Annotated in this window: 25 protein-coding genes and 1 pseudogene; 3 read left to right on the top strand and 23 right to left on the bottom strand. The window is 36.8% G+C overall.

The window, feature by feature from the left end:
• Positions 1–8: 8 nt before the first annotated feature.
• A complete protein-coding gene (locus ACSR9O_RS14190) occupies positions 9–641 on the top strand; it encodes a 2OG-Fe(II) oxygenase (RefSeq protein WP_101225356.1) in 633 nt (210 codons plus the stop codon).
• A gap of 249 nt (positions 642–890) precedes the next feature.
• Here the strand turns inward: ACSR9O_RS14190 and ACSR9O_RS14195 are convergent, their stop codons facing one another.
• Positions 891–1,670 (bottom strand): hypothetical protein, encoded by a 780-nt coding sequence (locus tag ACSR9O_RS14195; RefSeq protein WP_230175915.1) that lies wholly within the window; start codon positions 1,668–1,670, stop codon positions 891–893.
• Positions 1,671–1,895: 225 nt separating this feature from the next.
• On the opposite strand from ACSR9O_RS14195, the pseudogene ACSR9O_RS14200 reads away from it, so the two are divergent.
• Positions 1,896–1,988: pseudogene (locus ACSR9O_RS14200) on the top strand (hypothetical protein); the annotation flags it as partial.
• A gap of 219 nt (positions 1,989–2,207) precedes the next feature.
• On the opposite strand, the gene ACSR9O_RS14205 reads toward ACSR9O_RS14200, so the two are convergent.
• From ACSR9O_RS14205 to ACSR9O_RS14240, 8 genes are all read right to left on the bottom strand, one after another.
• Positions 2,208–2,633, bottom strand: coding sequence for a VOC family protein (locus ACSR9O_RS14205; RefSeq protein WP_260357723.1), 426 nt, complete (start codon positions 2,631–2,633; stop codon positions 2,208–2,210).
• 1,046 nt (positions 2,634–3,679) lie between these two features.
• Positions 3,680–4,288, bottom strand: a complete 609-nt coding sequence (locus ACSR9O_RS14210) for a ClpP family protease (RefSeq protein ID WP_491724569.1) — start codon at positions 4,286–4,288, stop codon at positions 3,680–3,682.
• 412 nt (positions 4,289–4,700) lie between these two features.
• On the bottom strand, positions 4,701–5,129 hold the full coding sequence (locus tag ACSR9O_RS14215; RefSeq protein ID WP_101225360.1) for a DoxX family protein: 429 nt from the start codon (positions 5,127–5,129) through the stop codon (positions 4,701–4,703).
• 71 nt (positions 5,130–5,200) lie between these two features.
• On the bottom strand, positions 5,201–6,052 hold the full coding sequence (locus tag ACSR9O_RS14220; protein ID WP_230175913.1) for a M56 family metallopeptidase: 852 nt from the start codon (positions 6,050–6,052) through the stop codon (positions 5,201–5,203).
• Positions 6,052–6,468: a BlaI/MecI/CopY family transcriptional regulator gene (locus ACSR9O_RS14225; protein WP_101225362.1), complete on the bottom strand. Its 417-nt coding sequence runs from the start codon at positions 6,466–6,468 to the stop codon at positions 6,052–6,054. The genes ACSR9O_RS14220 and ACSR9O_RS14225 overlap by 1 nt, the downstream gene beginning before the upstream one ends.
• 519 nt (positions 6,469–6,987) lie before the next feature.
• A complete protein-coding gene (locus tag ACSR9O_RS14230; RefSeq protein ID WP_232783024.1) occupies positions 6,988–7,659 on the bottom strand; it encodes an NAD(P)H-binding protein in 672 nt (223 codons plus the stop codon).
• A gap of 41 nt (positions 7,660–7,700) precedes the next feature.
• Positions 7,701–8,273, bottom strand: a complete 573-nt coding sequence (locus ACSR9O_RS14235; protein WP_101225479.1) for a histidine phosphatase family protein — start codon at positions 8,271–8,273, stop codon at positions 7,701–7,703.
• A gap of 27 nt (positions 8,274–8,300) precedes the next feature.
• The gene (locus ACSR9O_RS14240) at positions 8,301–8,645 is read right to left on the bottom strand and encodes an avidin-fold protein (RefSeq protein ID WP_101225364.1); all 345 of its coding nucleotides are present in this window, start codon (positions 8,643–8,645) and stop codon (positions 8,301–8,303) included.
• A gap of 240 nt (positions 8,646–8,885) precedes the next feature.
• Between ACSR9O_RS14240 and ACSR9O_RS14245 the strand changes: the two genes are divergently transcribed.
• Complete coding sequence (locus ACSR9O_RS14245) at positions 8,886–9,407, top strand: DUF2179 domain-containing protein (RefSeq protein ID WP_101225365.1); 522 nt, start codon at positions 8,886–8,888, stop codon at positions 9,405–9,407.
• Positions 9,408–9,448: 41 nt separating this feature from the next.
• On the opposite strand, the gene hlpB is transcribed toward ACSR9O_RS14245, so the two are convergent.
• From hlpB to ACSR9O_RS14315, 14 genes are all read right to left on the bottom strand, one after another.
• The gene (hlpB, locus tag ACSR9O_RS14250) at positions 9,449–9,727 is read right to left on the bottom strand and encodes an HNH nuclease-like protein HlpB (protein WP_101225366.1); all 279 of its coding nucleotides are present in this window, start codon (positions 9,725–9,727) and stop codon (positions 9,449–9,451) included.
• A 15-nt stretch (positions 9,728–9,742) separates the two neighbouring features.
• Positions 9,743–10,147, bottom strand: coding sequence for a cytosolic protein (locus ACSR9O_RS14255; protein WP_230175911.1), 405 nt, complete (start codon positions 10,145–10,147; stop codon positions 9,743–9,745).
• Positions 10,148–10,210: 63 nt separating this feature from the next.
• Positions 10,211–10,966, bottom strand: a complete 756-nt coding sequence (locus ACSR9O_RS14260; protein WP_101225368.1) for an exodeoxyribonuclease III — start codon at positions 10,964–10,966, stop codon at positions 10,211–10,213.
• Positions 10,967–11,041: 75 nt separating this feature from the next.
• A complete protein-coding gene (gene cls / locus ACSR9O_RS14265) occupies positions 11,042–12,547 on the bottom strand; it encodes a cardiolipin synthase (RefSeq protein ID WP_491724570.1) in 1,506 nt (501 codons plus the stop codon).
• A gap of 127 nt (positions 12,548–12,674) precedes the next feature.
• Positions 12,675–14,111 carry a glycogen synthase GlgA gene (gene glgA / locus ACSR9O_RS14270; protein WP_491724571.1) on the bottom strand — a complete coding sequence of 479 codons (1,437 nt, stop codon included), beginning with the start codon at positions 14,109–14,111 and terminating at the stop codon, positions 12,675–12,677.
• Between the two features lie 16 nt (positions 14,112–14,127).
• Entirely contained in the window at positions 14,128–15,234 is a 1,107-nt protein-coding gene (gene glgD / locus ACSR9O_RS14275) for a glucose-1-phosphate adenylyltransferase subunit GlgD (protein WP_491724572.1), read from the bottom strand.
• Between the two features lie 17 nt (positions 15,235–15,251).
• On the bottom strand, positions 15,252–16,418 hold the full coding sequence (locus tag ACSR9O_RS14280; protein WP_101225372.1) for a glucose-1-phosphate adenylyltransferase: 1,167 nt from the start codon (positions 16,416–16,418) through the stop codon (positions 15,252–15,254).
• Positions 16,418–18,346 carry a 1,4-alpha-glucan branching protein GlgB gene (gene glgB / locus ACSR9O_RS14285; RefSeq protein ID WP_491725470.1) on the bottom strand — a complete coding sequence of 643 codons (1,929 nt, stop codon included), beginning with the start codon at positions 18,344–18,346 and terminating at the stop codon, positions 16,418–16,420. Before glgB ends, ACSR9O_RS14280 begins: the two co-directional genes overlap by 1 nt.
• Before the next feature lie 257 nt (positions 18,347–18,603).
• Positions 18,604–19,617 carry a glycoside hydrolase family 15 protein gene (locus tag ACSR9O_RS14290; protein ID WP_101225374.1) on the bottom strand — a complete coding sequence of 338 codons (1,014 nt, stop codon included), beginning with the start codon at positions 19,615–19,617 and terminating at the stop codon, positions 18,604–18,606.
• A gap of 285 nt (positions 19,618–19,902) precedes the next feature.
• Entirely contained in the window at positions 19,903–20,181 is a 279-nt protein-coding gene (locus ACSR9O_RS14295) for a hypothetical protein (RefSeq protein ID WP_491724573.1), read from the bottom strand.
• A gap of 432 nt (positions 20,182–20,613) precedes the next feature.
• Positions 20,614–20,760: an AzlC family ABC transporter permease gene (locus ACSR9O_RS14300; RefSeq protein ID WP_363320533.1), complete on the bottom strand. Its 147-nt coding sequence runs from the start codon at positions 20,758–20,760 to the stop codon at positions 20,614–20,616.
• Between the two features lie 140 nt (positions 20,761–20,900).
• The gene (locus ACSR9O_RS14305; RefSeq protein ID WP_101225377.1) at positions 20,901–21,419 is read right to left on the bottom strand and encodes a mismatch-specific DNA-glycosylase; all 519 of its coding nucleotides are present in this window, start codon (positions 21,417–21,419) and stop codon (positions 20,901–20,903) included.
• A 244-nt stretch (positions 21,420–21,663) separates the two neighbouring features.
• Positions 21,664–21,879 carry an LSm family protein gene (locus ACSR9O_RS14310; protein ID WP_101225378.1) on the bottom strand — a complete coding sequence of 72 codons (216 nt, stop codon included), beginning with the start codon at positions 21,877–21,879 and terminating at the stop codon, positions 21,664–21,666.
• Between the two features lie 13 nt (positions 21,880–21,892).
• Positions 21,893–22,237, bottom strand: coding sequence for a DUF2642 domain-containing protein (locus tag ACSR9O_RS14315; protein ID WP_101225379.1), 345 nt, complete (start codon positions 22,235–22,237; stop codon positions 21,893–21,895).
• Positions 22,238–22,326 lie beyond the last annotated feature (89 nt).

Consider the following 22,326-nt stretch of genomic DNA (forward strand, 5'->3'; position numbering starts at 1 on the left):
GATGAAAGTTGACAGTTAAAGAACAAACCATCTTTAATCATATTGGAAATAAAATTATAACAGAAGATCGAGAAATTAACGTAATTGCTAGATTAGAAGAACCTTTAATTGTAGTTTTAGGAAATGTTTTAAGTGACGATGAATGTGACGAACTTATTAGATTGTCAAAAGACAAAATGCACCGTTCCAAAATTGGAGTTACACACGAGGTAAATGAAATAAGAACAAGCAGTAGCATGTTTTTTCAAGAAAAAGAATATGACGTCATAACTAAAATTGAAAAAAGAATATCATCCATCATGAGTATCCCCATTGAACATGGAGATGGTATTCAAATTCTTAAATATACTCCTGGTCAAGAATATAAAGCTCATTTTGATTTTTTCACATCTACAAGTCTGGCAGCAAAAAATAATAGAATTAGCACAATCATCATGTATTTAAATGATGTGGAGCATGGAGGGGAAACTTTTTTTCCTAAACTGAATTTTTCAGTGTCACCGCGAAAAGGAATGGCTGTATATTTCGAATATTTCTATAACGATAAAAACCTAAACGAACTAACTTTACACAGTGGAGCGCCAGTTATCACTGGTGAAAAATGGGTTGCAACACAATGGATGAGGCGACAAAAAAAATAGTCTGCAGCTTGATAATGTAAACGCTGGACTATAAATACCTCAATTTTAGGTGCCAAATGATCTAAGGCACCTATTTGTTCATTTGGAAACTGTTTACTTAAAATGACCAAACGAATGGAATCAAAAAAATAATGTTCCCTTGAACTTCATAGCTTTCTTGATCCTAAACAATTGATTCGTTTCAAAACATACTTTTGCCCTGGAATTCTCGTTAAGTTTGATTTGATTATACTTTTTTTTAAAACGCTCTCATTTACCTTTGTTGCTCTTTCTAAAATTATCGTAATCAGTCTTAATGTAATGAAATACCTTCGCGTTGCCATTATGGTCAGGATGAGTTATTTTTAATAACCCTTTATATTCTGCTAACACTTCTTTATTGCTCGCCATTTTAGAAAGCCCTAATTTTTTACTATAATCATTTGATTGAGCAGTGGAATCAATATTGTAATTATTTCTGATGTTTTCTTTTAATTTTATCAATTCATTACGTAATTCAATATTTTCTTTTAATAAATCCTTTGTTTCATTTTGTAATTCACTTTTCTCATTCTTTAGTATGGCAACTTCCTTTTTGAACATATCCCTTTGCTGAATCAATATTCTTTTTGCAGTTTCATGAAGTTCTTCGATTCCTTCTATATGCTTATCTTGAGTTTGTATTTTCAATTTTAATCGATGTATGATTTCGTCCTTATTTTGATCTATGAAATCATTTATGGCCAGCTTTGAAGCAGTTTCATCGCTTATGTATCCAGTGTTCCTCTTTCCGTTTCCCGCATTTTTAATTTTACCTTCACGAAGCCAGCGCCTAACAGTTTGTATGCTATTACTTTCTTTTATTCCTGCATCTTTTAACATTTCAAATGCTTGATCTGTGTCATCCAATATGTATCCAGTTTCTCTAATCCCGTTTCCTCCCTCATATTTAATCTTACCTTCACGGAGCCAACGTCTAACAGTTTGTATACTGCTGCTTTCTGTTACTCCTGCGTCCTTTAACAGGTCGAAAGCTTGATCTGTGTTCACGTTGTTCCCCCTTCCCCCTTATTACGCAACGTAATATTACTTCGATTGATATTAGCCTATTAAAAGGAATATATTTTGCAAACAATGCGGCTAATTTATATACCAATGTTTTAAATGATAGCATAGCCATTTTCTAAACAAAGAACAAACAGATGAAGAATATATGACGAATATCACAGAGAGATAACGATAAGGTATCAAACTTAAAAGTGGGACCAGAACATGGCCCGTAAAATTGTAGATAAAGGGAAAATGACAGCAAGACCCCGTATGGCAGTGAAGAAAGCACGTGAATTGACCCGGAGGAAAAGTGTTTTATTTTTGAATCTTTCTGAAGGGGCGGAATGAACTTAGACAGCATAGGAAAAACGATAGGTATCATACCTATAATTCCATAAGGAGTACCGCAAGCAACACGTGGATTTACAATGTTAAGGATATGCCAATATTAAAAAGCCCAATCTCTCAGTGATATATAATTGAGAAATTGGGTTTGCAACTAAGTCACCAAAGCAGCTGCTATTAGTTAACTAGAGATTATTGTTTACCCTCTGTATACACTTGAAAGGTTACACCGAATTTGTCTGTTACAATTCCATATGCAGGGCTGAAAAAAGCTTCCTGCAGCGGCATTGTCACTTCTCCGCCTTGAGACAATGTTTCAAAGATTCTTTTTGATTTTTCAATATCGTTTATTGAAATACAGATCGTGACTTGATCTCCAGAGTGACTAGGTTGACCTGGAAACGTATCGGAAAACATGAGATCCGTTTCCCCAACCCTTAACATTGCGTGTGCCACAAGATTTTTTGCTTCTTCTGGCAAAGGAAATTCCGGGTTTTCAGGCATTTCTCCAAAAGTTTGATTAAAAAGGACTTTTGCATCAAGTGCTTTTTCGTAAAATTGAATCGCTTCTTTTGCATTTCCGTTCATCATTAAATAGGGAGACAGTCGCATGGTCATAAATAGCTCCTTTTGTTTTAATTTTTGTTAGAAAGCATGAGTAACTTCCAAGCCTCTTTTTGAAGTTGTGGACAATAACCATTATTACCCATGACTGTATTTTATAACAAAGAACGTGTGTTCGTCAACGAAAATCACTTGAATACTAACAATTTTTCAGATGACAGACTGGTGTAAATAAAATATTAAATGATTATCCCACTAGCTTAAAGTGTTTGTTTTGTTCATGACCACATTGTTACAAAAACTGAACCATTTACCTTGGAATTTTCTTCGATTAAACACCAACAAATGCTTTTGCATTAAAATAATCTATTTTAGCTATAGAAGCAGGAGAAACCACGGTCCTTATCAAGCCTAATGATCATAACACCCAATTACGTTTAATATGGAAGTTCTTGAATCTCATTGCTGGACTAATAGAAAAATCCTTCAGTGTTTCTCTTTTAGCCTTACTTAACTAAAAAAGGAACCTGATGGATTGCATAGACCAATCAATTCTTTTTCTTCCGCAGCAATTTCGTCTTAAAATTCCCCGCCCGGTAAATGCTAGATTTTCTCTCCTGCACTTTGCCTTCCATATGCAGAGTACCAATAAAAAAATGAAGCGAACAAAAAGTAGCCCCGAAATACACCACTTATGTAGTATATTTTGGGGCTATTTGACGTTTACTTAAATACTGAGTAGTCAGTCATATATTCGGACTATCAGTTCTTTTCATTCCTGAATTTTTGAAAGTTTGTCTAGTCTTTTATCTTTTGTAGCTTAGAATCATGCTAATTTGCCCCTGGTTGATTAATGGCTCTCAGACTAAATTTGTATCCCACTATTATATAAGTTACCCATCTCGTTTAAATTCTCACGTTCTAAAAAAGATGGAAAATAGCTATAGAATGTTGATATAAGAGGTAATTAATCTTGAAAAAATAAGATATTTATTGTTTGTAGTACAGATATAACTATATAACCGAAAAAAATCAAAGTTTTTCTTCTAAAAATAATAGAAGAATTATAACCAATTTCACTTCCCAATTAACTATAAGTATTAAATTATTTCATGTACAATTCCTAAACTCAAACCTTCGTCATTTGCAAACATGTACCATTCTTCATCTTCCTTTTCAGCATACAATTCTTCTGAAATGTTGGTATTTTCCACAACAAACTTCTTAATACGATTATCTAAACGGTCATAGAAATTCATTGTATTTTTAGCCTTCTTAGAAGTTGATTGAACAGACATACTTCCATCATGAATAAGAATTATTGTATTGGGATATGCTTTTCTATAATGTCCACTAATCAACAGTAACGCACCCATAGAAACACAAGATCCTACACCAATGGTTTCAACTTTCGTTTTACTTGATTTAATTGCATCAATGGCAGAAAAACCAGCCACTACATCTCCACCATCAGATGTTACATATATTTGTATTGTCGTTCTTTTATCTATTGGAATATTTAACTCTTCATCTTCTCGATTCCATTCTTGAATCCAATAAACAATTTTATTTACAATGGTTGTATCCACATCATAATTATAATAAATTTTCCGTTCTTTCAGTCCAAGGTAAAACTGATACTCCTCAAGAGAATCAGGTAAATTTCCTATTATTTCCAAATATTCATTATTGAATTCAACTTTTTTCATTATAAATCCTCCTTAATAATATGCTGTGTTATAGGAAGAAAAAGTGTAATACACAATCATATCTATTTATTAATTTATTCAGCAAGTACAATCTTCGCAACAGCATTCATCATCATTTTAAAGTCCATTATTTTTTAGAACATAGAAAAGTGAAATGAGAATGTAGAACCTTTTACAAAGGAAAAAACACAATAGCCCAATTTTGAAATTCCAAACCATTAAACCCTGACTCGATTTTCTTTATCGATTATTTGCATACAATAGTAGAAAAAATCAGAGGTTCTGGTGCATTTCAACAGAATAACGCTCCATCAAAAAAAAGGACCTAATCGATTAGGTCCTTTTTGACTTTAGTCTATTCGTTTCAATTTGGTGAGCTATAAACTTAACACTGTGATATTGTTTATTTTTATTAACTTGCTTTCATTTCTGAATCTTGTCCTCTTTTAAGATTAGGTAACTTAGAATCTATCGATAGGAATCGACTTCCATTTAAAACTAGATGAAGTGCAATAATCATAAGAACGAGATCCAGTTCGTACCCTGAAGCTTCTCCATTCCCCATAAAACCTGCAGGGAATTTCACATAAACAATTGCACCAGCCATGATGAATACAAGGAGGGCAGATATTATTCTTGTTCCAAGACCTAATATTAAAGCAATTCCTCCAAACAATTCAATAACACCGACTACATAGGCCATAAATCCCGGTATGCCTATACTTTGAAACCATCCTGATGTGTTCTCCAACCCACCTTGGAATTTTGACAATCCATGTAGCAAAAATGAAATTCCCAACATAACTCTTAATAAAAAGGTACCGATCTCTTGTTTATTCATGTCACATCTCCTTTTTTTATTTCACACTACAAAGTGTAGTGCAGAGTGGTAAAAAAATCAAGTGAAAGTCATCAGACAATCACTATAGTCATTCCCAAAAGTATAAGCAAAACATAAATAGAAACAAAAATCGTAGTAGTTTCAGCCCTCAAAGGAATTTTTTTATGGGGATCGATTAATTGCTGAAGTCTATAGTTAACTGATTCATTGGAGAAGTGGACAAGGACGGGCGAGGATTTATCAGTGTAACCATGTTTAATTAACTTCAACAAAGCAGTACTTATGCCTAATTCAGTCCCCATTTTATTTATCGCATTTTCATCGGCTGATAATTCACTTATTATTTTGTAATTTTTATGACACCATTTTGTAAGTGGGACAAACCATAAAGCATCTGATATCAACTGTAAAATAAATATTACCAGCGGATGATATTTTTTTTGGTGAAAGGCTTCATGCTCTACTACCGCTTCTAGCTCATCCTGGTCCAATAATTTAATTAAACCAGAACTAAACACAATGAATGGCCGACAAAAACCAAGCGTAAACGCAAGAGGCTGATCAGCATTCACAACTAAGATATCATTGTTGACCCGGTTGAATGTTTCATTTATAAACCTTGTCTTTTCAAAATTTTTGGAAAGAAAAAGCTTTTGTTTAAACCTTCTGGATAAGAAATATTGCTCTGCAATTTTGAAAAGGGTGCTCAATATGCTATAGGATATTATTATACTGAGCAGGGTGACGACTACAAAATAGTATACTGAATCTTCCTTGAATAGACTAAAGCAAAATTTAAAAAAGTTGGCTTTAATATTCACACCAAAAAAGATATGTACCAAAAACGCTCCCATTTGGCACCATACTACACAGGCAATTAAAAGACTCAGGCTTATCACAAAATAAGACTTACTCTTCCACATTATAATTTATCCTTTTTTAACGATTGAATTTTTTGTTCCAATTTTTCAATTAAACCTTGGTCAGCATCTTTCATGGCATCCAGCATATGGCTTATGACCGCTCCACCAAATTCATCGAGCAAATTCTCAGTCAGTTTCTTTGACTGCTCTTCTAAAAACTCCGCTTTGGATTGAACTGGGCGAAATAATGAGAGCCTTCCTTCAGACCTCTTTTCAAGAATGCCTTTTTCGACTAAACGATTCATGACGGTCATTACAGTGTTGAAATTGATAGGTTTGTCAAGTTCCAATGATTGCTGAACCGCTTTGATGCTCTGTTCATCTTTATCCCATAAATATTCCATGATATTTGCTTCCAATGGACCAAAGAAACGATTCAGTCCAACTTCATCATATTTAAAATTTTTAATATTCATCCTTTACCACCTCCCACTACAAATTGTAGTGGATATCACTGTTACAATCAAGTTTCATCTGGAAGATTTGAACGTTATAAATAAATACAGTAGGCAAACTGGTTTTTCTTCGAGTTTGACTACAGTCTGAAACGAGCCTTTTACAGGCACGTTTCAATAATTAATAGTAATCCTTTGTCCTCCATTTCCTCAAATTTTTTGTATAGATAAGAAATATATAATTATATTTGAATGGAGGATTGAAGATGAATATAAAAAAGACAGAAGCTAACGGATGTATCATTGCAACAGCTAATACAGATTTAATAGTACTAACAGATGAGGGGTTTTTTACCCGGTTTTCTTATTGAGCTAACCCAGCTAATGGCAGCAACTTAAAAATCTTTTGACCTTGCTGTTTCTTCTGGTTAACCACCTCTATTACACTCCACTCCCTTTTTTCTGTAGCAATGTTCATCCGTTCCTTTTTCCTTTTAAGCGTTTTAGATTAAAAAACGAGCCTTTTGCAGGCTCGTTTCACTAGTTAACCCTTTGTGCAAGTTTCTCTATTTCATGAGAATTATAAAAATGATATCCTTTTGCCGTCGTTTGGGCTGCAGCGTACATTGCAGCAGCTACTTTGTTTGCTTCTATTGCACGATATGGACGTAAAGGGCCTACAAAGACAAATTTCACAAAAGTACTTAGCAGCCCAGAAATCTTTTCACCTGCCCTGAATTCCTCGCGTTCTCCTAGAAGTAAGGAAGGGCGGAATATATGTACAGTATTCATTTCCAAGCGTTGTAGTGTTCCTTCCAGATCTCCCTTGACACGACTGTAAAAAAACTTTGATTTGGAATTGGCTCCCATGGCCGTAATGACGAGTAATTTTTCAACATTCGATGTCTTCGCCATTTTAGCTGCTTCGATTATATAGTCATAATCAACTTTACGAAAAGATTCTTTTGATTTAGCCTTTTTGATCGTTGTACCCAAACAAATGAAAACATCGGTGACGTTGAATAAATAGGCATACTGGGACAAATTATCGAAATCCACAACATGTCCTGTGCACTTGGGCTCCGTGAATTTCATTTCCCTTCTTGTCAGCAAATGGATTTCACTATAGATTTTGCTGTTGCTTAGCTGTTTAACCAACTGGGTGCCTACCACACCTGTAGCGCCTAAAATCAATGCCGTCTTATTAATCATGATTTCCCACTTTCCTTCATTAGCTGCTTAATAATATAGGACTAAGATAAATGATGCACTTGATTGAAATCATCAATTATCCAAGAATCGACTTCAAATCTTATCGTACTCAAACATGCATTGAACAAGCGCATTTCATTTGATACGATTGACTCGTTTGACATCAAGCGTAAAATAAAATGAATGACTGCACCATGTGCAACAAGTATAACTTTTTTCTCAGGATACTCCTTCTGAATTCCCTGAAGCCCATTCATCAGCCTGTTTCGTAAAGATTCCTGATTTTCCTGACCAGGATATTCTTTATCAATGAATGCTGACGCCCTTTCAGCTGCTGTCATTCCTTCGGCAACGCCAAAGTTTTTTTCAATGAATTCCTTTTTTTCAATGACCGGGACTTCAATATAATGCGAAATGATATCTGCCGTTTCCCTTGCCCTTTTTAGAGGGCTCGAAATAATCACATCCCAAGAAGCTTCTTTTGACAAGAATTCACCACATTGCCGTGCCTGTATCTTTCCTAGTTCATTTAAAGGAATATCAGTCTGCCCCTGCAGTTTCCCTAGTGCATTCCAATCTGTTTGACCATGCCGCACTAAACAGATAGTAGTAATTGTCCTCAAACCCTTCTATGTAGATTGTTATTTTTTCACTTCTTCAATGATGGAGTGTCCTTCAGTCTGATCTAGATCTGACCATTTCCATTTTTCATGCAAGCGTATCCTGCCATCTGGCAATAATTCAGGAGTGGAAAGACAGCTGCCGCCTCTAATTTCACCTTTTTCATTGATATGATTATACCTGAATTCCAAGGAACCATCCATATTGACAAGCCCTATTAAAGTTCCTTTAACAATCTCACCACCATGATAACTTGCTGAAAGAATTGAGCCTTCTTGTGAATAGTGGAAGGAAGTATTTCCCGATACTTCTCCATTTTCAGAATTGACTAGAGCTTTGAAAATCCTACCATCATAATTAAACATCATCATTCCTCCATATGAATTAATAAGGATAATGATACCAAATTAATCAAAAAATGAATATTCAAAAATCTTATAGGATTGTTAATTCTGTGTCCAGAAAATGACACAAAAAATACATAATATTCCCCATTGAATTCCCCTATTATGATGTGGTTAGATTATGGAAGATGTTACTTATGGAATGAACAATCCCCAAGGTGAACGTCTAATCAAACTGGAAGATGTTGGTGAGGTGCTCAAGTGAAAGAAATACTTCTGATTCTACTATTACAACTTATTTATGTTCCGATTTATACGTTGCGAACCATTTTCTTAGTAAAAAATATTACCATACTTGCCTCGATACTGGGTATCGCAGAAATGTTAATATACGTTTTTGGATTATCCTTAGTATTTGGCGGTGACCAAAGCATACTCGCCATGGTTGTATATGCAGTCGGTTTTGGAATCGGAATAATTTTTGGTACGAAAATTGAGCAAAAACTTGCCATCGGTTTTATTAATGTAACCGTTAATACTCAAACCAAAAATGAACTTTTGGTAGATACATTGAGGAATAACGGATTTGGTGTAACTCTTTATACGGGCGAGGGCAGGGATAGCAACCGTTATCGGATGGAAATCTTGACAAAACGCAATCGGGAACAAGAATTGATAGCAACCGTTGAAAAGTTTGAACCTAAGGCTTTCATCATTTCATATGAACCACGTTATTTTAAAGGTGGTTTTTTATTGGACCGGTTGAAAAATAAAGCAAGCTGAATGAAATGCAAAAGCCCATCTTGTTATGATGGGCTTTTGCATTATTTCGTTTTTGATTTTCTAATTCTCACTGCCCTCGTTACCGGCTGTTTTTTGATCCACTTTAAGTATTTTTTTAGTGCTTCATCATCTTTTAACAAAGGCACGGTATATAGTCGGATGGCCAGCTCTCGGTTTGAATACAGTGCGTGAATCTGTTTGTGACAAGATTTACAGAGATAGGCAATGGGTAAATGGCTGCCACCTAATTCTCTAGGTGTTAAATGATGGATGGTCAGTTCTATCTCACCCCTGTCACAAAGCTCACAAGTACCTTTCATCTCATTGATCGGCCGTTAAGGCTTAACGGATTTTCCTTCTTCAACAATATGAAACATCAAATGGGCAAGATGATGGATTGGTCCATACTCTTCATTGGCATCATCTTCTTCATCTTCCACTTCCACTTCATCCATGCCTTGTAAATAAAGTGCCATGAACTCATAAAAATCATTTTTAGTAAAAGAGTAACAATCACTTGGATCCTGATTATCTTCTTCATACTGTAAAACTAGATGAGATAAATCACCCTCATCATCTTCAGCATCAAAAAATACAAAATATCCGATATTTGTATCCAGTTCAAATAGTCTGCGAAAACCGCGTGATGTTGCTTTTTCAAACTCAGCCGCCGACAATTTTTGCACTTGCATGCTGTCTACATTATCTTCTTGATGAAAGCCCACGATAAATGTGTTCATAATCAAACCCCCTGTTGAATATGGATAACCATTAGTATCCCCATTTAACCGAATTTATTCCATTTATAGATTTGTTTCCAAGACGACCGGGCAATGATCGCTGCCCATGACATCGCAGTGAATATTAGCATCTATTAAAGAATCCGCCAGACGTTTTGAAACAATGAAATAATCGATTCTCCACCCTATATTCCGCTCCCTAACTTTTGCCATATATGACCACCAAGAGTAGGCCCCTTCCTGGTCTGGATAAAAATGGCGAAATGTATCGATAAACCCTGCATCAAGTAATTCAGTCATCTTTCCACGCTCTTCATTAGTGAAACCGGAATTTCCAATATTGGATTTTGGGTTTTTTAAGTCGATTTCCCGATGAGCAACATTGAGGTCCCCACAAAAGATAACCGGCTTCACCAAGTCCAGTTCACTAAGATAATCTATCATCCGATTTTCCCATTCGAGACGGTAATCAAGCCTTGATAAATCCCTTTTAGCATTTGGGGTATAAACGTTCACCATATAGAAATTTTCGAATTCAAGTGTTATGATCCTGCCTTCCGGCTCCTCGTCCAGCTCCCCTATACCATATTTCACGGAAAGCGGTTTTTCCTTCGTGAAAATGGCTGTACCTGAATACCCTTTTTTCAGTGCATAATTCCAATATTGATGGTACCCTTCCAACTCAAGTGTAATCTGTCCTTCTTGAAGCTTAGTTTCTTGCAGGCAAAAAATATCTGCATCCACATCTTTAAAGTAATCTAAAAATCCTTTTTTAACACAAGCTCTAATTCCATTCACATTCCAGGAAACCAATTTCATATTCTCTTAAATTCTCCTTATGGCCAATTAATTTCTTTACATTTCAACTATACTATTTATCTGCTATTTTTCCCATTAGAGTACATTCGAAAACAATCTGGCAAATGATTCTTTTGAACGTTCCAGCAACCCCCGATTGTTATACCTAATAGGATCTAGTTTGTCACTATCCAGCATATCCTCTTTGTAGTGAGTGATGAGATCTTCAATGGAACGGCTGCCCATTAGAAAGACATTCACTTCAAAATTCAGATGAAAACTCCTCATATCCATGTTTGCCGTGCCTATGGAAGCCATATCACCATCTACGATAATAAGTTTCTGATGTAGAAATCCTTTTTTATAAGTGTATACCTCTACACCGAATTGAAGCAGCTCCCCGAAATAGGAGCGACTGCCGTATTGTGTTAAAAACCCATCATTTACTGCCGGAACCATAAGCCTAACTTGTATCCCCTTAATTGCGGCATGTTTAATTGCTGCTTTAATCGCTTGATTTGGTACGAAGTATGGACTTGCAATCCAGATTGATTTTGTGGCGCTAGTAATAAGTGAATAGTAAAAATCACTCATGATTCCCTGTTGTGTATCAGGTCCGCTTGCCACCACCTGGACAGCTCCATCCCCTTGTTCCACTGTATTGTTGATTTCTGGACGCTCTTCTAATACATCTTCCCCACTGACATATTCCCAATCCAAAAGGAAAACAGTATGAAGCATATATACCGCTTCACCTTTAAGGACCATATGTGTATCTCTCCAAAATCCGATCGTTTTATTTCGCCCCAAGTATTCCTCTCCTACGTTTAAGCCTCCAACAAAGCCAACTTCCCCATCTATGATGATTATTTTCCGGTGATTCCTAAAATTAAACTTTTGATTAAAAAAACCATGTTTCAATGGTGAAAAGGGATAAGCCTTTATCCCTGCATTTTTCATCCGTTTAACTTCATTATTTGAAAGGCTTAAACTACCGGCAGCATCAAAAATGAATAAAACTTCAACACCATTTTTTGCTTTTTCAATAAGGATATCTATAATTTCAGTACCAAGCCTGTCGGAACGAAAAATATAATATTCTATATGAATGAACTTTTCAGCTTTTTTTAACTGTTTAATGATTTCGCTGAACGTTTCGTTACCATTTTTCAACACTTCCGTTTGCGATGATGTACTAATGGTGGTCTCAGAAGCATTTTTGGCAAAAGCTGCGAATGATTGCTGATGATTATTCAAGAATGATAGATTTGGCGATGATACATGTGTAACAAGACTCTTCCATTCTTCGCGATCTTTTTTCCTTTTACTTCGAAATAAATACCCTTTTAAATAAAGCTGACCTGAAAATAGATAAAACACATATCCAAATACCGGGAAAAACAATAGTACATACATCCATAAAAGGGTCTCGTGGGCAAATCTATTTTCCAGCATGAGTGAAAACAAGGTAATAAACATCACAAAAATATACAATCCAATAAAAAATAGCTTCACGTCGAAGCTAACATGAGTGAACAGGATCATATAAACTGCAGCAATCAAAATAAATAAAAATACAAATTCCATTCTTCTTCTTTTCATCGTTTCATTCTCCTACACAGCAATATTTTATATATCTAAACATATACCCATATTTGATGGTAAAAGAAACAAAACACTTACGAAAACAATATTCGTAAGTGTTTTTTGTGTATTACCTATCCAATTATCACTTCATGACAGGAATCAAACTTTCATATAGCTCAATATACTTTCTGGAAGATGATGTCCAACTGAAGTCTAACTTCATTGCACTTTCGGACATTTCCCTCCATCTTTTCGGCTGGAATTTGTACAGGCCAACAGATTGCTCAATTGTATGAAGCATATCGTGTGCATTATAATTCGTAAAACTGAAGCCATTGCCTTCACCAGTAAATTGATTATACGGGATGACCGTATCACGAAGTCCGCCAGTTTCCCTCACTAAAGGCAGGGTACCATAACGGAGTGCCAATAGCTGGCCGATGCCACATGGTTCGAATTGGGACGGCATCAGGAATATATCAGAACCTGCATATATCTGTCTTGCTAACCCCTCATCAAAATAAGTATTGACTGATACCTGATTTGGATATTGGTCAGCTAAATGGCGAAATGCCGATTCATATTGCTCTTCACCCGTACCTAAAAGGATGAATTGAACTCCTTGATTCATTATTTCATGAAAAACATGGAGAATAAGATCTATTCCTTTTTGATCAACAAGCCTGGTCACCATGGATAGAACCAGGACCCCATCATTGACAGGAAGATCCAGTGTTTCCTGTAGCTGACGTTTATTCTCCATTTTATCGTCATAGGAATCGAACGGAACTGCAAGATGTTCATCTGCCGCAGGATTATATTCCTCATAATCGATTCCGTTTATGATCCCTTTAAGGTCACCATTTCTTTTGCGTAAAAACCCATCAAGATTTTCCCCAAAATAAGGACTCTGAATTTCTTCCGCATAACTTGGGCTTACAGTTGTGACTATGTTAGAGAATGCAAGGCCGGCTTTCAAATAACTGACATTCCCATGGAATTCAAGACCATCGATATTAAAATATAACTCACTCAAATCGAGTAATTCCGCTAAAACAGCTTTAGGATAAACTCCTTGATAGCGTAAATTATGTATGGTAAATATCGTTTTAATATCCTGATAGAATGGATGGTTATGATAATGAGCTTTCAGCAAAACGCTGACAAGGCCCGTTTGCCAATCATGACAGTGTATGACATCCGGTTTTACTTCTAAATAAGGTAAAGCCTCTAAAACTGCACGGGAAAAGAAGGCGAACCTTTCGCCATCATCAAAGAAACCATAACTACCATGTCTTTTGAAATAATATTCATTATCCAGAAAATAATATGTAATTCCGTTAGCAACAAGTTTTTCGATGCCACAAAATTGCTGGCGCCAACCAACAGGAACTTCAATACTCGTCATATGTTCCAATTCCTGTTTGAATCGGTAAGGAAGATCCCCGTATTTAGGAAGGATGACACTTACATGGACTCCCTGTTTTTTCAGCGCTTTCGGGAGCGCGCCTATAACGTCTCCGAGCCCTCCCGTTTTTATAAAAGGGGCGCATTCTGAAGCAGCAAATACAACATTCATTGCCGCACCTCCTCTATTAAATTACTTTCGCTTTTTTTATTACAGTAGGTTGTTTTAAACCAATAACTGATTTTTCACTAGTAATTCTCACTTCTTTATCAGTTATGATATTTTCAACGATAGCTCCTTCTTCAATCACGCCTTTTTGCATGATGATGCTATTTCTTATAATCGCTCCCTTTTTCACCTTTACCCCACGGAAGAGTATACTGTTTTCCACAGTCCCTTCAATATCACAACCGTTTGCTATCAATGAATTGGTAACCTTCGAAGAACTTGAATATTTGGTCGGTGCCTCATGTTTGATTTTTGTATAAACATCCCAAGTATCCCCGAAGAAAGAACGGATTACCGATGGGTTCAGGAAATTCATATTACTGGAATGAAAGCTTTCAATGGAATGGATGAATGGCATATCTCCAGTAAAATTGTAGCCTTTGACGGTAAAACGATGAAGATTGGCTTTCACGGCGTCTTTCAAAAAGTCATATTCCCCACTCGCAACACAGCTTTTGATCAAATTCACCAATAGCGTTTTACTTATGATGAAGGTTTCCAGACAAACATGGTCACCAGGTCTAGGGATGGTATAAAAGCTAATGTCAGTAATGTCTTCATCCGAATCCACCGAGCAGGTGTGATAGATTGGTTTTTCAATCAATTCCCCTTCATAATCCTTATATACGACCGTGATATCCGCTTTATGTTTTTTGTGATAATCAAGCACATCATTAAAATCCAATTTGCATACATGGCTGCCAGGGGAAATGATGACAGTATCTGCCTCTGCACGTTCGAAAAAGCTGAGATGATCATAAAATTGCTTCATATCGCCTGTTACCGTTTCATCCGGATGGATAGGGGGCAAGATATATAAGCCTCCTGCACGCCGATCCAAGTTCCATTCTTTCCCTGAGCCCAGATGATCCATAACTGAAAGATACTTTTCTTTTGGAAAAACGGCTACTTTTGATACATCTGCATTAATGAGGTTCGACATCGTAAAGTCAATCAAACGGTAGCGTCCACCAAATGGCACGGATGCTACATTACGGTGAGCAGTCAGATCTTTTAAATGTTGTCTTTCATTGATTAAGTTAATAATACCCAACACATTTTCCATAGCATCTTCCCCTTTTTCTAGTTAAGAGTAATCTTTTTTTTGTTTGGATTGATAATGGTCTGATTTTCACCAATTAAGGTAATATCTGATGTAACCGCTGAATTGCCAACTACGGCACCATCTTCAATAACACAATTGCTGGCTATGATGCTTCTTTCTATATGAACATTTTCACCAATCGTAACATTAGGCATGATGACAGAATCTTTTATGGTTGACCCATAGCCCACCTGTACATTATAGGATAAAACCGAATGTTCAATGTTCCCATGAATCATGCACCCTTCATTGATAAGCGACTGACTGACCTTAGCATCCGGTGATATATATTGCGGCGGGTGATTTGCATTGCGGGCAAAAATTTTCCATTGCTGATCATCCAACTGGAAATTCGGCTTATCCTCCAATAAGTCCATATGGGCCTGCCAAAGGCTTTCGACCGTTCCAACATCTTTCCAATAATCATTAAAACGATAGGCATATAGCTTTTTTCGGTCTTCAAGCATCTTTGGAATGATGTTGCTGCCGAAATCATTGGAAGAATTTTCATCTTTTTCATCATTTATTAAATACCGTCTTAAGGTTTTCCAATTAAAAAGGTAAACTCCCATGGAAGCAAGATTACTCTTTGGATACTTTGGTTTTTCATCGAATTGAGTGACTTTATCATCATCATTGGTATTCATGATTCCGAAACGACTTGCTTCCTGCCACGGCACTTGAATGACAGCTATGGTCGCCTCGGCATTTTTTTCGATGTGATAATCCAGCATCTTACTGTAATCCATCTTGTAAATATGGTCACCAGAAAGAATTAATACATGTTCCGGATCATAGTTATCAATGTATTGGATATTTTGATAAACAGCATTTGCCGTCCCTTTATACCATTCACCGCCTTCTTTCCCTTGATAAGGAGGAAGTACGGAAACTCCGCCAACATCAAGATCAAGGTCCCAAACTTTCCCATTACCAACATAATCATTTAGAATCAATGGCTGGTATTGGGTTAGTACCCCAACCGTATCAATACCAGAATGAGTGCAGTTACTTAATGGAAAATCGATGATTCTATATTTACCGCCAAAGGGAACAGCTGGTTTTGCCAAACCGATTGTCAATTCACCTAACCTTGAACCCTGGCCTCCTGCCAATAACATTGCTATCCATTTTTTTGCTCCCATTATTCGTTCACTCTCCCCCGTCTTTTTTTTGTTTGCTTCATAAAAATAGAAATGCCTAATGGAGGTACAGTTATTTCCATGCTGTATGGTTGATTATGGTATGGTTCCTTTTTGACATTAATGGGTTCTTCATTGATTTGACCCGATCCTCCGAAAGCGGCTGAATCACTGCTGAAAACCTCTATATATTTGCCTTGGGATGGTACACCTATTAGATATTGAGCATGAGCCTGCGCAGAAAAATTACAGACAACGATGCAATAATCGCCTTTCCGTTTACCTTTTCTCATAAAGGTAATGACACTCTGATTACTATTGTTCGGATCTATCCATTCAAAACCCTCCGGGACATGATCCAATCTCCAAAGTGAGGAAGTTTGCCGATAAAAATCCTGGAGAGTTCGGAAGTAATGGGCCAGCTTTTCGTGTGATTCATATTCCAAAAGCAGCCAATCCAATTGTTCCTCATCTTTCCATTCTATGAATTGGCCAAATTCACTGCCCATAAATAGAAGCTTCTTTCCAGGATGCGTCATGAAATACCCAAAGAGTAACCGTAAATTTGCGAATTTCTGCCAGTAGTCACCTGGCATCTTATTCAATAACGACTTCTTGCCATGAACCACTTCATCATGTGAAAAGGGCAAGACGAAATTTTCTGAAAAAGCATAGAAAAATGAAAATGTTAATAGGTTATGATGATATGGCCTTTCATGTGTTTCAAGTTTCATATAACGAAGGATATCGTTAGTCCATCCCATATTCCATTTGTAATTAAAGCCCAGTCCGCCTATATCGGTAGGAGAAGTTATGAGCGGCCGGTCTGTTGCTTCTTCAGCCATCATTAATGCATTGGGATATTTTTTGAAAACCACTTCGTTAAGTTTTTGCAAAAATTGTATAGCTTCAAGGTTTTCCTCACCGCCAAACTGGTTTTTCAGCTTGACCGGCAACGGATTATCATGATTAAGATAAACCATGGATGATACCGCATCGACACGGATCCCATCTATATGGTATACATCCATCCAAAACATAACATTTGAAATAAGGAAACTGATTACTTCCGGTTTGGTAAAGTCAAAATTGTACGTCCCCCATAACGGGCGATCTGCTCTAGTATGTTCAATTGGTTCATAGAGAGGCGTACCATCGAAACGGGAAAGTCCATGCGCATCTTTACAAAAATGGGCGGGAACCCAGTCAAGGATTACACCTATGCCCTTTTGATGGCAAAGGTTAATTAAATATTTAAAATCTTCAGGTGAACCGTACCGACTGGTTACGGAATAATAGCCCGTGACCTGATATCCCCACGATTTATCAAATGGGTGTTCCATTATGGCCATGATTTCAATATGTGTAAAACTATTATCAATCACATAATCAACTAATCTATCAGCCAATTCACGGTACGTATAAAATTCGCCATCTTCTTTCTGTTTCCATGTTCCTGGGTGCACTTCATAAATGGACATGGGTTTATGATAAATGTTTTCCTTTTTCCTATCGGCTATCCACTTCGAATCTTGCCATTCAAAATTATCCAGCTTTTTAATGACAGAGGCTGTATTTGGTCTGACTTCCGAATAAAAGGCATATGGATCGGCTTTTAGGATACGTTTATTTCCAGGTGTATGTATTTCATATTTATAGAGTTCCCCTTCTTGTAGTCCTGGTACGAACAACACCCAGATACCTGAACACTCGATCCGTTTCATCGCATGATCTTTTCCGTCCCAATTATTAAAATTACCGACTACTGAAACTTGCTTCGCATGGGGGGCCCAAACGGCAAAGCGTACTCCTTCATTACCTAATGATGTCATAATGTGTGCCCCAAGCATCTTATAGCTTTCATAAAGGGTGCCTTCATGAAACAAATATAAATCGAAATCGCTTGGATAATTCTCTTGCAGCTGGTCCATAATTGTACTCAATAAAACCCCTCCATCAGTATTAACTCGATAGTATTTTACCCATCCTTCCCCAGTTATTATATATATTCGGTAAAAATGGTATTAATCCTTCAAATGGAGGTGAAGTTATTGTAATAAATGCCCGTTTTTTTAATAAATAAAACATTTTTTTGTGAAAAATAGTCATTTATTGTAAAAATATTATTATACCAATAAAACCCTTCCCATTTTTTAGGAAGAGCTTTAAGGTATCAAGTATGAATGCTTCATGTTATTTGTTCAGTTCGAATACTGTGAGTCTTCGTCAAGAATAAATAGGATAATGAGACTGACCATGCCAGAGGAGTATTCCTGTTTGGTATATTACTGCCTCCTATATATAACTCAGGAACTTCCCAATTTTCTGGAATGATCATTTTCGTTTTATCTATATATTCCTTAACTTTGTTCATCATGCCAAGTTCAAGGTAGCATAATCCCAGCCACGGAAGCCCGAAACACCATTCCGCTTCTTGACCGTCATTGTAATAAAGGTCATTCTCATATCTAATGCAACCTTTTGTTCTTTCTAGGCGCCCTGTGACATTCTTCAATATTTTAAGTGCTATTTCACGGTCTACCAGACGATAAGGATAAATTAAGGATAAAAGGGCTAAATCCGTCTCTTTTGAATAACTTTCCCTTGGAAGCAGGAAACGAAGAGCTTCTTCTCCCTTTTTAATGAGTCCTTCCTTGACGTTGACCAGCATTTTGACTGAATTCAAACCGGCAACACATGCCCCTATGCTTGAAGCATGGATTTCGATATTCTCTTCCCACATCCCGTTATCTTCCGCTTGCCAATATTGCAGGCATTCCAAGTAACTGACCAACTTTTGAACGATCTTTAAATCACGTTGATTTCTTATCACCTTTTTCCCATGCCTATATCCTTCACCGACACCCCATAAAAACGCACCTATCGCATCATTTTGGGCATGGCCCCACTCATCTGGCAGTTCTTTAAGCTCAGTGGAATACCGTGCATGGATATGTTCAAATAGAAATTGGGGTTTCTGTTCCGTATGAATATCTATCTTCCACTCATAGGATTGAAATAAGTCGAATAAAGCATGATATGCTTTCTCGTAACGATTGGACGGATCATTTATAAAAGGTATTACTGTATAAACGACATCCCTTATCCAGACATAATTATAATCATCGGAAACACTTGCAGTATATGCGCCATTAGGAAGCCGCATGCGATCAAGAACCTCTAGGGCACCATTTACATTCATTAATTGAACACCTCCATAGTTATTTGCTTATTCCCATTGTTGACAGACTCCCATTTTCTAAACGTTGGTTGTTTCATTTTTCAATTAAAAGCGCTTTCAATTCAGCTAGCCATAACGACTTTTTCAGAAGTTCATTCACCACAGTTTATGTAATCACTGCCGTTTTTGATAATCAAGCTTCCAATGTTCAATAAAAAAGCGTCATTTGCCTACCCGTAATGAAGTTGCCGTTATGAAATATGTTCTTTGGAAAATAAAAAACCAGTAATGGCAATCCATTACTGGTTATATCGGCCTATCATTCAAATGTTTAGTAGTTATTAAAAGAATAATCGTATCATCATTGAAAGCATGCCAATCATTACCGTACTCCATAGACTTCTCGTAAACATGGCAACCAGGAAAGCTGGTAAAAGCTGAGGCCAAATTTAAAGCATTACCCTTAATTAAAAAAACCTGTTCCGATAATAGAAGTTCTTGAACCAATGACGCCTCCATTACGGCCACCGTACATGCTTTAGCCAATCTATGCCCTTGGAATCTGCATATTACTAATCTCAGCATCAAATGAACGATTCTAGGTATGAAAGTCACAAATGAAGCCCCAAGGATATACCTGCTTATTTCCATCTGTCAATCACCATCCCCTATCGCTGAAGCTATAACCGTTGCAACTATGACGCCAGTACTGCCAGGAAAGAAGAAACCCTAATGCAACAACGATTAATATGCTGCCAAAAAACGACTGCAAGATCTATAAAAAAGTCTTTTTTACTCAATATTCAAAACTAAGAAGGCCGGTAAACATGGCTGTCAGGGCAGAAACCGCTTTTGCTAGTAACCAATTTATATAGGCTTCAAGATTGTACCAAGCATACTAAAATCAAACCGTTTCCTCTTCTGTGCCGTTGTGGCCGCCAACTCCAAATGTTTCATCCGTTAGTAAGGCTCCAGTTATCAGTTTTTGTTTCAAACCTTGCTGCCTGAATTAAGGAGCTAATGCAGCAATAGATGACGACTGTTAACAAAAATATACGTAAAAATCATGGCCGAGATCGGATGACTTGCGGCCATAATCCATGCCGCCATGAATTGTCCAGACCCTGCATAGAGTAAAAGCGACATTAGTGCCACTTCAATCATACTTAATCATGACTTTCTTTCGCGACCCCTTCAGCAAAACCGATACTTAGGTATACAATCCTTTACTCCTTGCAAAAAGCCTTCCCCATCATCGGAAAAGTCATCGTTTTTCCAATCCACCCTTATATTAATAAGTGCCTTTAATTGCTTTTCAGCTTGCCAAGCAGAATGGGCAACTCACTATATATTTCGATGATCTCATCTATCGGCATTCTAACTAAGCCGCTGGAAGAAGGGGCAACGAATTCCATGGATTGATTCGATGAAGGTTCTTCTTGCAGCCCCCAAGAGATTTTTCGTAATTGACGGTATTCCTGATAAACACCCTTGCCTACAAAACAGACAAGTCTAGGTTCATACTTTTCAATTTTCCTTTTTAATTGCTGCCTTCCTATTATGTACTCTTCTTTAGTGATATCTTCCGCTCCTTTTGTAGGCCTGGAAACGATATTGGTAAAACCATAACCTAAATCCAGTAATGACGAGTCTTCGGTTGGAGCATATTTCCTTGGTGTCAGCCCGGACTCGAAGAGGATTTTCCAAAAGCGGTTGTTTGGATTCGCATAATGATGGCCAGTCTCGCCTGAACGGATGCTTGGATTGAAACCTACGAACAAAACATCCAAATTTTCCCTTAAATGATCAGAGATGCCTTCCATTTTAAAACTCCTTTTCAAATTCATATTTAATCATTGTACAAAACTGAAAAATAATTAACTACCTTTTCCGCCATTTTCACAACATATATCCAAAATTCAAACACGTTTCTTGTAGAATGTGGGATGATTGTTTCAAATTAATAACTCTAATATTGATGACATATGATTCCGCTTTTAAATTACAAGCATTTTACACGTTCAAAAAGAAACAGCCACCTTATAGATGGCTGCTTCTTCATATATCTTATTGTGCGTGACTAACGCGAACAAAGCTTATTTCACTTAGTGGAATGGTTATGATATCAAGATTGCCTTCATAACCTGGAGAGGTTTCTGTTAATTGACAAATATCATCTGTTACTTCAAATAGCACTCCCTCGAATAAATCACTGCTCGTTGCCACTTCGACCGTGTTCCCAATGTAATGTTTTAATTGTACATAAAAAATACTAGCTAACAATGCATTCTCCTCCTTATATAGGCTCTCTAAAAGAATTGATGGAATTGAACGGAACAAATACTACAGTTCCCGCAGCTTCAGTAATTACGATATAATTAGTTTGAATTGAACTCAATATTCCCGTTACCGGGGCAAAATCAGTTGAAACCGTTACCGTTCTTCCTAGTAATGCTGCTAAAGCACCTCTTAAATCAATGAATGGATCTCCTGAAGTGTCAGGTGTTCCTGGTCTTGGTTTACCATTTTCAACAAGCCATTTATAGTAGAGATAGTCGTAACTATTCTTTTTACATGGCTTCTCACTTTGCTTCTCACTTTGATTCTCACTTTGCTTCTCACTTTGCTTCTCAGTGCTCATTATTTTACCACCTTTATATTGTCTATTTTATTACCTTCGTCATGGTTCTCTTCTTTTTTCCTTCATCCCCATGCTCTCATTTCTTTACC

This window comes from Peribacillus sp. B65, from assembly GCF_058513295.1.